Source organism: Desulfobacter sp., assembly GCF_050177295.1.
Genome location: NZ_JBFXHE010000114.1, coordinates 1 through 11347, shown reverse-complemented (window position 1 = coordinate 11347; position 11347 = coordinate 1). Strand labels below are relative to the sequence as shown.

8 protein-coding genes are annotated in these 11347 nt (G+C 44.7%); all 8 read right to left on the bottom strand.

Features of this window, described 5'->3' with window-relative positions:
• A partial coding sequence (locus AB7U36_RS10155) for a DUF4276 family protein (RefSeq protein ID WP_428159666.1) occupies positions 1-450 on the bottom strand: 450 nt, incomplete at its 3' end.
• Entirely contained in the window at positions 443-1576 is a 1134-nt protein-coding gene (locus AB7U36_RS10150; protein ID WP_428159665.1) for an AAA family ATPase, read from the bottom strand. The genes AB7U36_RS10155 and AB7U36_RS10150, both read right to left, overlap by 8 nt.
• A gap of 27 nt (positions 1577-1603) precedes the next feature.
• Positions 1604-5398, bottom strand: a complete 3795-nt coding sequence (gene pglX, locus AB7U36_RS10145) for a BREX-1 system adenine-specific DNA-methyltransferase PglX (RefSeq protein WP_428159664.1) — start codon at positions 5396-5398, stop codon at positions 1604-1606.
• 58 nt (positions 5399-5456) lie between these two features.
• Positions 5457-5861, bottom strand: coding sequence for a GxxExxY protein (locus AB7U36_RS10140; RefSeq protein ID WP_428159663.1), 405 nt, complete (start codon positions 5859-5861; stop codon positions 5457-5459).
• Positions 5861-9466, bottom strand: coding sequence for a BREX system P-loop protein BrxC (gene brxC, locus AB7U36_RS10135; protein ID WP_428159662.1), 3606 nt, complete (start codon positions 9464-9466; stop codon positions 5861-5863). The genes AB7U36_RS10140 and brxC overlap by 1 nt, the downstream gene beginning before the upstream one ends.
• Before the next feature lie 10 nt (positions 9467-9476).
• Positions 9477-10025: a hypothetical protein gene (locus AB7U36_RS10130; protein WP_428159661.1), complete on the bottom strand. Its 549-nt coding sequence runs from the start codon at positions 10023-10025 to the stop codon at positions 9477-9479.
• The gene (locus tag AB7U36_RS10125; protein WP_428159660.1) at positions 9988-10755 is read right to left on the bottom strand and encodes a BrxA family protein; all 768 of its coding nucleotides are present in this window, start codon (positions 10753-10755) and stop codon (positions 9988-9990) included. Before AB7U36_RS10125 ends, AB7U36_RS10130 begins: the two co-directional genes overlap by 38 nt.
• Before the next feature lie 57 nt (positions 10756-10812).
• On the bottom strand, positions 10813-11010 hold the full coding sequence (mads1, locus tag AB7U36_RS10120) for a methylation-associated defense system helix-turn-helix domain-containing protein MAD1 (RefSeq protein ID WP_428159659.1): 198 nt from the start codon (positions 11008-11010) through the stop codon (positions 10813-10815).
• Positions 11011-11347 lie beyond the last annotated feature (337 nt).

The following is an 11347-nucleotide window of genomic DNA, read 5'->3' as shown; positions in this document are numbered from 1 at the left end:
ATCTATCCCCAGTTGTCCGGCAAGAATTCCGGCATCGCTGAAAAGCAGCGCCTCAAATTCATGCACTGCGACAAAAGGTATAAATCTGCGTTCTGCTTGCCGGCCGGGAAAAAGCGAGACAACCTGTTCCCTGGTCGCCTCATTGATCGTCCCTGCAATTTGGGCAGGAAGCGCGTTCGGCGGCACCAGATCAAGTCCAGGCCATTCTTTGGTGCCATAGTAATCAATAAAGGTTGTCACATAGGTGTCAGCACGTTGCTTCAGATGGTTTTCCAGATCCCGCCGGACACGGGAGAAACGGACATCTCCGCCTTTTTGTCCGGGTTTTGATATCTGTGTGGCACGCATCCCTATATTCTTATGCCCGATATAGGGGGCTAAAATCCGTTCAATGAAAATTTGCTCTGTTTTGCCCTCTACAATGGCAATCACCTCTATGTAATTACTCATACACCGGCCCCCCGGCAATGACGTTCTTTGACCAGAGTTCGCCCACGGAGTAATCGTCCAGCCATGCTGAAAAGTCTTTTTCCTTAAGCCGTTCAAAAGTTGAGGCACCATCCTGACGGTTCATCACGATGATATCTTCAATGCCAAATTGATCGATGAGCGCAGGAGACTGGGTTGCCACAATAACTTGCGTTTGTTTCGAGGCCGCCTGGATCAGTTCAGCAAGCACCACGATTGCGGCCGGATGCAGGCCCAGTTCCGGTTCATCAATGATAATGGTTGAAGGCGGATTTGGCTGCAACAATGCCGTGGCAAGGCAGATAAAGCGGATAGAACCGTCCGAAAGATGATAGGGCTGCATGGGAAAGTCCGACCCTTTCTGGGACCAGCTCAGGCGAACCTTTTCCGCTTCACCAAGTTTTTGCACATCCAGCCGGAAGTCATCAAAAAAAGGGATGACCAGACGGACCGCATCAACAATTTTTTTATAATAGCCGGCAAAGTAATCATCATTTTTAAGGTGCAACAGGAACGGTGCAATATTTGCCGCATCTCCCCTGAGTTTATGGTAATCTTCCACGATCTCTGAACGGCGCATGGGGGCGCGCTCTCCGGTGTCATGAAAATGATAAACCATCCAATTGGAAATGGATTCATAAACGAAATGCCCTACGCCGTTCCATTCACCATTCGTTGATTTTTCATCACGTTCATCATACAAACGGCTTTCCTTTGATGGGCCACCATAAGAGCGCCAGCTTGTAGTGACGTATTTACGTTCTTCGCTGATCAAAAATGCCTCGTCTGCCGTTGGGGTAAGTTCAAACTTATATGAATTAGAGCCCTTTGAAAAATCACTGAGAGAGGCAAACTCAAACTCCATATTGATTGATTGTGTGATTTTAGGACCATTAAAAAGGAAATTATCAGCCCCCCCGCGTTCAAGAATAAAGCGGCTCAAATTTTTTTGTGTCATGGCCATCAACATGCGGAAAATCTGGACAAAATTACTCTTTCCGGCCCCATTGGCACCAATGATCACATTCAGGTCACCCAGCTTGAACTCGTTGAGTTCTTTAATGGATTTGAAGCCTTTTACTGTTAATTTATCTAATGCGCCCTTCATTCTCAACTCTCCAATATCAATTGAAACTTACCAGTCCGCGTTAAGGTACTTTTTGAGCTGTCCGGGATTGAGTACCTCATAAGGGATCATCTTCTTTTTCTGCAGGGGCGCGATATTTTTACCGACACCGTCGTCGAGGATCGGGTTGTAGCCTTCGGCCAGCAACTCATCGATCTTGGCTTTGAACTCTTCGATCTCTTTGAGCTGTCGGAAGATGCGGTCTTTTTCGTTCTGGGCATCGGCTCTCTCGTTGCCGGAGAGGTCGCTCTGGCGGTTGACCAGTGAACGTTCCCGATGCTCAATGTAGACCGAGCGCAGGCGCATCAGTTTGTCGCGGCTCCATTTGTAAATGATGATGTAGCAGTCGAAACCCTGTTCCGGCCCACTGGAGAGATGCCAGATAAATGGCGTCTTGGGCAGGTACATGAACAAGTTCAGATGGTCGGAGAGTTCAGCAAAGAAATATCTGTTCAGGTACTCGTGGATCGGACGACCAAGCACCGAATCAAAGCTGGAGTACTGTGCCGAGCTGAAGCCTTTTTCACGAAACTTTTCCTCAATACGGTCCAGCAGCACCTTTTCGCCAGCATTGGGCACCAGCGGAATCATACCGTCTTCATCCTCCATGAGGATCTCCCGAATCATATCGGCCAGAAACTCCATGGCCAGTGTATGCATCCGCTGTTTTGGAATCACATTGCTCTGCTTGAACCAGTACCAGACGTTGATCGGGTTGACCTGATGGCGGATGCAGAACTCTTCCAGATCGTTGTTGCTCTGATAGAGGCTTCCAAAACCGCCTTCAATGGCCTCACGCTCTTCAGCGGTGAAATCTTTGGTCGGCAATGCATCGATAAACTCACGGATGGCATCCAGCGGAAATTTTTTGGTGGCTTCTGTTTCGGCCAGATAAGCATCCCGGGCTTGGGAGGTCACCGGAAGGCCGCCGATGCTTTCACCTTCTTTGGCCAGCACCATCGCCTTGTCATGCTCAGTTAGGTCATATACCTCGAATATCTTCTCATTAATGATGGCCTCGTTGATGAAGACTTGAGTGAGGAGGTAGTTTTCAAAGTTAAAGAAATCCTTTGCTCTGGAATTGAAAGAACTGCCTTTAAATGTAGTCAATGGCGGATTGCTATAACTCATTTCAACTATGAAATAGTTACATACATGCTTTTTAATTTCTACGTTTGTGGAGGCATATCTGCTCAAAAACAATTCGGCTTCTTTGTCTGGAATTGGAAATGGGAATCTCTTTACATCATTAGGCATCATGCTTACTGTTGGATTAAGGCAATCAGCAATGTATGATATTAGCTTTGAGTTAAGTGTGGCCAAAGCATAAAAAATGTCTGTTTTAGGAAAAATACACGACGATCCTTTGTCATACAGCATGAATTCATCAATAAACCTAAAAGAAACACCCTTGTTTCCTGCATCTGGCCATGAAATCCCATTTTTAAAGTAAAAGCCCGCTGGTGGGAAACTGAAACTATTTTGCTTCCTTATAAATCTGCCATCATTTTTCCAATTAACACATAACCAAATATTTCCATACCATTTATTAAAAGGTCCTCCCTTAATGTATCTAATCCAATTCTTTTTCTGTGTTTTAGGATATATCTCAGATTCATTTAGCTCCCACCAAAAACGCAACGCACCAAGATTATTTCCAGTTTTTAGTCCATAAGCGATTTTTGCATTATTCTCTAAAGCATCTGCCCCAAATTTCCCTCGGAAATCATCAGAGATCCAAAAAATAAATGGCCAGGATTTGATGATCTTCAGTTTGGATTGATGGATGGTGTAGTTGTGTTCATTTTGAGTGTCACTGATATAGTCATCAAGAGATTGTAAGCAGAAATCCTTTTTATATTTTTCATTTGGAGTGCGGGTGTATTGATCCAGAGATACGAACCAAGAGTCTCGATCTTTCAATGTCCCTTTTTCTATGACGTAAAAGGCAGGATCGACCATAATACTGCCAAACATGTTACAATAGCCATAATCGACAAAGACATTGATGTGTGCTTTATCGATCATGAACTTCCGCACATCCTCAAAAGTTTTGATAAACATGAATGTTCGAGGATGTATCATTGCAACCTTGCCATGCTCCCCTGATAACTCAAAACACCGCTTGATAAAGGTGGCGTACAGGTTGGTGTGGAACTTATACGGCTTCTTGTAGTTATCCCCAATAAACTCCCTAAGCTCTGGTCCAAAGTCAGCGCTATCGGTATAGGGCGGATTTGCCGTCGCCACATCATGTTCGGTAGTGAGGATTTCAAGGAAGGTGATGGCATCCCGGGTCTTACTGGTCAGAAAGGTATTGCCTTGAGCCCTTGCATATCGTTCGACAGCTATTTTTAAGTTAGCAAAGAAGGTGGTCGCAAATTTTATTTCTTTATTAATGTTTTGTTCAGAGAACAAATCCATTTGTACAGGCTTTGGTTTAATTTCCCATTTTTCACCACTAAAAAGCACCCCTTGTTCGATATTTCTTTGTTCTACAAGTTGGTTTAGTTTTGCGTTCACCTTTTCATCAAGACGGATCAGAGAACCGAATTTGTAGGCGTACTGCAAATCGTTCCAGATCTCGGCGATCAGCTCCTGCTGGCCTTTATCCAACGTGGAGCCTTCGGTAAAGATGTGTGCAACGGTTTCGTATTCCGGCAGGTAAAAATCGGAGGAGACCACATTAAAGGCAAGCTCGCCAATGGTGCGGCGTTTCTTCCTGGCCTTGATGAACAGACCAAGCTGGGCCAGCTGAACAGCCCGGTCATCCAGATCAATGCCGTGCAGGTTGTTTTCGATGATCAGCTTTGGGATATCCTTTTCATCATAATCGGCCCCGTAATTATCGATCTGATCCACATAGAGTTCATAGAAAAGATCAAAGGCATAGAGCAGGAAGTTGCCCGATCCGCAGGCCGGGTCGATAAGTTTAATCTCGTGAAGATTTTTTTTAACCACGGAATACACAGAAGACACAGAATATTGATTTTCTTTTTCTGTGTTTTCCGTGTGTTCTGTGGTTCCGACATTTGCGATTTTATATCTTTTCCGTATCTCGGAATCCGGATACATTTCCAGATAAAGCTTGCCCAGGGAGTTGTCCACCAGAAACTGCACCACCCAGCGGGGTGTATAGACTTGTGACTGCAGGGAAACCTTGTTGTATTCGGTTTTGTCTTTACTGTTCTTGTGGGCCTGTTTCTTTTTGTTGTTGTAGCTCTCATACATCCAGCCGAGTACATCGTCGCTTTGCCAGATGTCGCTTCCCACCTGGCTGTCCTTTTCCACGGCATTGAAGGCATCAATGATCTCGTTGAGGCTGATGGCATCGGGCAGCAAGGCATAGGGGTAATTTCTGTTGTATAAATGGAGCGTTTCACCAAGATTATCAAATTCATAGATGATATATTCACGAATGCCTTCAAGCTCCTCACTGCGCATGTGCGGGTTCATCTCCAACCATGCTTTATGGCCAAAGGAGCGGTCCCCGTGTTCAGGCAGCTTGGTCAATACCGGCGGGAACAATGCAGCCGCTTCCATGACTTTGACGGCGGCCAGCCGGTTGAACAGGGTGAAGGTCAGCTCATCAATGAGCTTTACGCGTGCATGTTCGTAATCACCGGTTTCCCTGGTATGGGTTTCAAGCATCTCCTCAAAGCGCAGCCGTTTGGGTCTGACGTCTTCGGGAAGCTTTTCGATGTCCAACTGCTTGTTTTTGCCGATCCCCAGCCGGGCGAAATTTTTATCAAACGCCGCTTCAATGAGATTTCTGAGCTTATCGACATGTTCTGCCAGTTTCATTCGTTAAATCCTTTTATTTTAACCACAGACCACACAGAAAACACAGAAAGGGATTTGTTCATTTTACAATCCTTTCTATTGTGGCTTTTGGGTAATGTCCGAAGTTTACGAGGAATCCGAGTTGCAGCCCTGTAGCTTTCAGGTAATTGTGTAATTGGGCACGGTGCTCATCACAAAACTCTTTCACGGCTTTTAACTCAACGATGATTTGTCCGTAACATATTAAATCCGGTTTGTATATTTGTTGAAGTTTTTCGCCTTTGTAAAAAAGTTCCAGTTCGGGTTGTGATCTGAATGGTATGTTCTGTTTACGCAGTTCTTTTTCCATACACTCCTGATAGACTGCTTCCAAAAATCCACATCCCATCTCACGATATACATCAAACACGGCACCACGAATGGCATAGCTTTCTTCCTTAAATAAAAAATTTTTCTGTGTTTTCCGTGTGTTCTGTGGTTCCACTATTCGATCTCCAGTTCGATTCCATCCATCTCACGCATACCGGATAGTTCCTGCAACTGCTCATTAAGGATTTTTTTATATTCACCGACGGTCATCTTTTGTTTAATGGACAACCTGATCTTGCGGGGCGGTTTCGGTCCACTGCTCGATGTGCCGCTGTTGTTTGTATCCGGAGCCTTTTGGATAAAATTATTCTGAATCTTCAGCAGCTCATTATCCTTGATCGGAATCAGGTCAATATAATTCAAGATATCCGACAACGAGAAACCACAGTTTTTACAGGTAATGGCATATTCCAGAACCGGTTCTTTAATAATCCGGTCCGAGCAGTAACGTTTAAGCTCGTCCAGTTTTTTTTGGTTCTGGACATTCAGCTCGGCTGGATAGCCCTTCAGCGTTTTGAGGGCTGCATCTACTTTACCGTTGAGCAGCTGGTATTCATGGCTCATCCCGGTAGCTGCGTTCTTAATCAGTTTATAATAGCTGTCTTTAACAATCTGCGCCTGCTGTTGCAAATTGCCGAAATTTTTAACCATGTCCTGCTTGTAGATGCGGCCAAATTCTTCTTGCGCTTCCTTAATGGTGCTGTCGGCCCGGTCCGCTTTTTTGAGTTCGCTCACCACCTCTTCAATGAATCGTTTGAACTCTTTGACTTTGGAGAAGTTCTTTTTAACAAATTTTTGTGCTTTTAGAATGGTTTGGATTGCGTCGGAGAACTGATCACTGTTGGTCAACAGGTATTCAACCTTTTCAATGTAGTTGCTTTCCGTGACCTTCCCGGTATAGTTCAGCAACGTCTGCTTTTGGCCGGCAACCTTCGGGAAAAGGGATTCAAATCCTTCAACCGTATCACCCAGGGTTTTCAGTGCGCCGATGAAATGATCCGCCATGAGTCTGATGCTGTCGGCCAGATCAAAGTCGTTGGTGTTCCAGTCCACCTTGCGCCCGGCATGGGATTCAATTTCCAGATCCATCAGCAACTGGACAGCCTGATTTTTCTGGGCGGCAGTCAACGTGGCCGTGATGGATTTAAACGATGCAGACTTGAACTTGGTGGCATTGGTAAAAGCTTCCTGAATGCAGCTCTGATCATGGGAGAACCATGTATCCCCGTTGTATTTGACTGACAGGCGACCGGCCCGAAGGAGCGCAGCTAAGGTAGAAACGATAGTTCCGAAAGAATAGCCCCACGGTGCGCCGGAAAGATCAGACTCGAGCGTGCGACCATCTACATAGCGGCTCTTGATTTTTGCATTGATCTCTTCAACCACTTTCAAGTGATCGCCGGTAAAGTTGCCGTGGCTGTCGAAAAATTTAAAGTCGTCACTGGAAAAGAGACGGCTCAAGCCTTCCTTGCGGCTGCTGAAAATTTTGGATACCAGACTTTCGGACAGACCGGAGGCCAGACGCTTGGTATAAATGTTTTTGATCAGTTTACGCTGTAGTTCGCTGATGGTGCCCTTAAAGCTGTCAGGATTAAGCAGATGTTCATCAAACATATAGATTAAAGAGGCGTTGCGGTACGCCTTTTCAATTTTAACCCGGAGGTCTTTTCCCTTCTCTTCCCGGATGATGGAAAAGTCCCGGATGATCTGCCGCTTGGCCGGATCTGACTCATTGGCGTATTTCTCTTCCATGTATGCGTAACGGCTGACTTCACCAATCAGCTTATCGATAAGAGAGAACTCTTTGTTATCCGGCACCAGCGTAATAAGATCCTTTTGATATTGGGTCTCCAGTTTGAGGTTTTCAATGAAATCCTGTCTGTTCTCGCTGATATTGAAGAGGCTGTAAACCGTCAGTTTCAGCTGTTTGTTACCCGGACCGGCCAGTTCATCATCCTGATCGGAAAGGACACTGAATTTAAAGCTGTCCGTGCCATCGTTAAAAGCCGCCACCGGATTAAACAGTTTGTAGTCCCTGATGCAGTTGATCAACGAGCGTTTTTTATTGAAAAGCTCGACATCAAAATCTTTCATCTCCTCAAGAAGTTTCCCCTCAAGATCGGATGTAATTTTGTAGTTGTTGTTGGAAAGAAGCAGGACTTTGGCTTCAAGCAGCAATGAGAGCGCCTCTTCAATAACCGGTTTGACATCATAGTAAGTGGTAATGTCCGAGATATAGCTTTTGGTGATGTTTTCCACGGTTGGTGACACGACTTCCGAATCGGCAAGCAGATGGATTGTTTTCAGCAGTTTCTCACCATCAATGGTGCTGCTGCGTTCTTTTAAAATTTTTCCGGCTGTATCGTATTTATTGACAAGCCCGATGGAAGGTGCCGTCTGCGCCTCAGTGCAGATGGCATACCCCGGCGTAAAGCTGTAGAGTTCATTATCCCGCATCTGTTTGCGAAGCACATCAAACGTGGTGATAATCATTCCGCGAGCGGCAATCTGAGTCGCCACCAGGGCATTGGAGCTGAATAAAAATTTTTGTAGAATGTCGAACTGGTATTTATGGAAAGGATAGTAGGTCGCAAATTCATCTGCATCAGCGGTTTTGGTTGGAAAGGATGATTTTAAATTGGTGGCATCCGATACAAGTCCTTCATTTTTTTTGTGGTAATCTAAAAGCTGCTTGTGGCCGGCATCAGTTTTATGAAGCAGTCGGGAGCGGATGATAACATTAACCTCTGTGGCCTCAAGATGCACCTTGGTCTTAAAACGGTCGGTGACCTTGGTCAGCTGGCTTCGACTGACATTGGCATTATTGATGACATCATCAAGTTTTTCTTGGGCAATGGCAATGGTCCAGACTCTGTTGCTGATGCTTGAAAGCGCTTCGCTCATGCCTTCCAGATCGAGCAGCGTGAATTTTTTCTGGCTGATCGCCTCGCTGGCTTCATCAAAAACAAAAACAAGGGTTTCATCGGGTTGGGATTTCAGGTACTTTTCGAGTTCTGTTTTAAACTTACTTGCCGAAAAATTATCCATGGCGGCACTGTACACTTTTTGGGTGTCGGTATAGTCGGCTTCGCTGTATCCCATCTCAGCAAATACTTTTCGCATAATCCTTGCCACTTTACGGTTATTGATCTTCAACTCATCCCATTCCTGATCTTCGAGGGATCTGGCCTTGTCTTTAAACGCCTCCAGTTTTCCATCAATGAAGAGATCGAATTCCATATAGCCATAAAGATCATCCCGGAAGCCAAGGTTTTTCAAAAGGCAGACAAAAAGGGTAAACGCCAATCCTCTGTCTGTGTTCTGCTTGGCTATGTCAAGAAATACAACCCTGCTGTTGATGGATTCCAGGTTGCGGATAGCGTTCTCAATGAGACTCTCGTCTGAAACCCCTTTAAGTCTTGGGATAAAGCGCTCCCGGGCAGGTGTCCCGTTGATGACCGGATTATCAATGATATATCCCAGCATTTTGCCGAAATATGATTTACCGGAGCCGTAAAAGCCGGACAGCCAGACGCCGGTTTCCTTTATATTAGAGGTAAACTGATTGGTAAAATTGTACAGGTGTCGCCCAATGCCCTCAGTCACGATATATGATTCAATTTCCTGCTGGATTTCCAGTTCAGAGCGATCCTCAAGGTCAATTACATTTTTAATATCTTCCTGAAGATCCAGAGTTAGAATTTCGTTTATTTTTGTCATGTCCAGCCCCTCATTTTACCAACGTGCAGCGATACTTTGATGCAGGTTTGAAATTCAAAAAGTAAATGTTGTCGTCTTCAATCTTTGAAGGATAAAAAATCACAAGAGGATGAGGTAGAGTCATGACGCTCTTATGCCCCATGATGTTGACGTTTTCAATCCCTGTTCCAAACAGGCACCCGGTTCTTATCAGAAATGGGATTTTATCGTTTTGGCAGGCATTCTCAATTTCAGTGATAATCAGGTCAAAAAGGTCCGGCGTTGGATCATCCGAACGGAAAATCAGGTGTGGCGTATTTTTAAAATCGTTGTAATACTCGTTGAAGGCATCCCAGCCGTCCTCGTCTATGAACTGAACCAGCAATTTACTGACATCAATAAAGGATGCGCTGTCAGGGTAAAGCTCTTTTGCTTTGTCTATATATTGCTGCTCTTGGTTCGGTGGGTATGAAAAAAGGATGCTGTTCCCGCCGTTGGCCTGTCGCCGCAACTGGTCCTGATTTTCTATGTGAAACTTGAGATCAGAAAATTTTTGCTGGTGGTCTGTGATATAGGACATCGCAAATTCCTTTATAACTATGGGTCAGTTCAATGTTCAAAGCGACACCGGTAAAATTCATATTAAAATAGCCTTTAAGAGAAAGCTTTTTCAGTCGGTCTTGAACATCTCCCGATGGTATAAAGCTGATGGGTAACAATTCATTTGTCAGGATATTACTGGAGCCTGGAGAGAATAATTTTGCAAAGTAAAGGAAGAGGACCAGGGCTTCTGAAGAGGGCCTGATGTGCTTGAATGATTTGACTCTTCCGGGGCTCAGAAATCCAAGCTTGCTCATCAGGTTCAGGTACTTTGTCGAAAGCGTATTGATCGTATTCTCAGACCAGGTTATTTCCAGCGAATCGTTCCGGCTCAGGAATTCTTTAAGATAAGCGGTAATATCATCCTTGGATATGCCGGCGCGGCCTGAGTAGTAGATTTTTACAAAAACACGTGAGCAGATTTCTCTGAACAGCCTGTTATTCAGAGCGAACTGCCAAACAAGAACCCGTTCTTTGTCCTGCAATGGTACCCGCTCGGTAAAAATCCCCTGAATGAGAGCCTGATGTTCTTCGTTCCTGAAATGTAAAAAAGCCTTCCGAACCTCTCGCTCAATCCTCGTGCGGCTTTTTTCTGTACGCAGATTAAATTCATTACGTTGATTGACGAGCGCGTTCAAGGAATCGGATTGACTGAAATATGAATCTATGGCTTTAAAAATAACACTGCAATCCTTCAACCCGCCAATCACATTAATTGCAGTATTATAAATATCAGGGTCTGTTGTGCTATTCAGTCGGCCCATGGATCACCGCTCATCTTTTTCCTGTTTATCTGCTGCTCCGTCAGAGCGCACCCATTCATCGACCTCGTCCTTTTTAAATTTCCAAAGACGTCCCACTTTATGGGCAGGAATAATCTTTTTAGAAAGCCACTTATAAACCGTGTCCTTCTTAACACCCAAATAATCTGCTATGTCTGCTACAGACAACCACCTGTCATCCATTTTTTTTTCGTAATATCTTTGACCGAGGACTATATCAGAAACGCACCTCTCTCAAAATGAATTTCAGGGAGCAGACTATTATTAATATTCAACACTTTGAGATTACTCGTTTTTCCGGGTTTTTGCTTTGGGTAGAAAGCGACAGATATGGTATTTATGAACTCCCAGGCATTTTTTGAGCGGGTGTTGACTATTTTTATTATTGGGTGTCTGGCATGTAAAATCTGGCAGATCAAACAGAGGTGTCTGAGGCTGGGAGACTATTCGTCTAACACGCTCCGTTTTTTTGGGCCGGATAAATACCTAAGATTTTCCCTGTTGATCACCCTGTAATTTT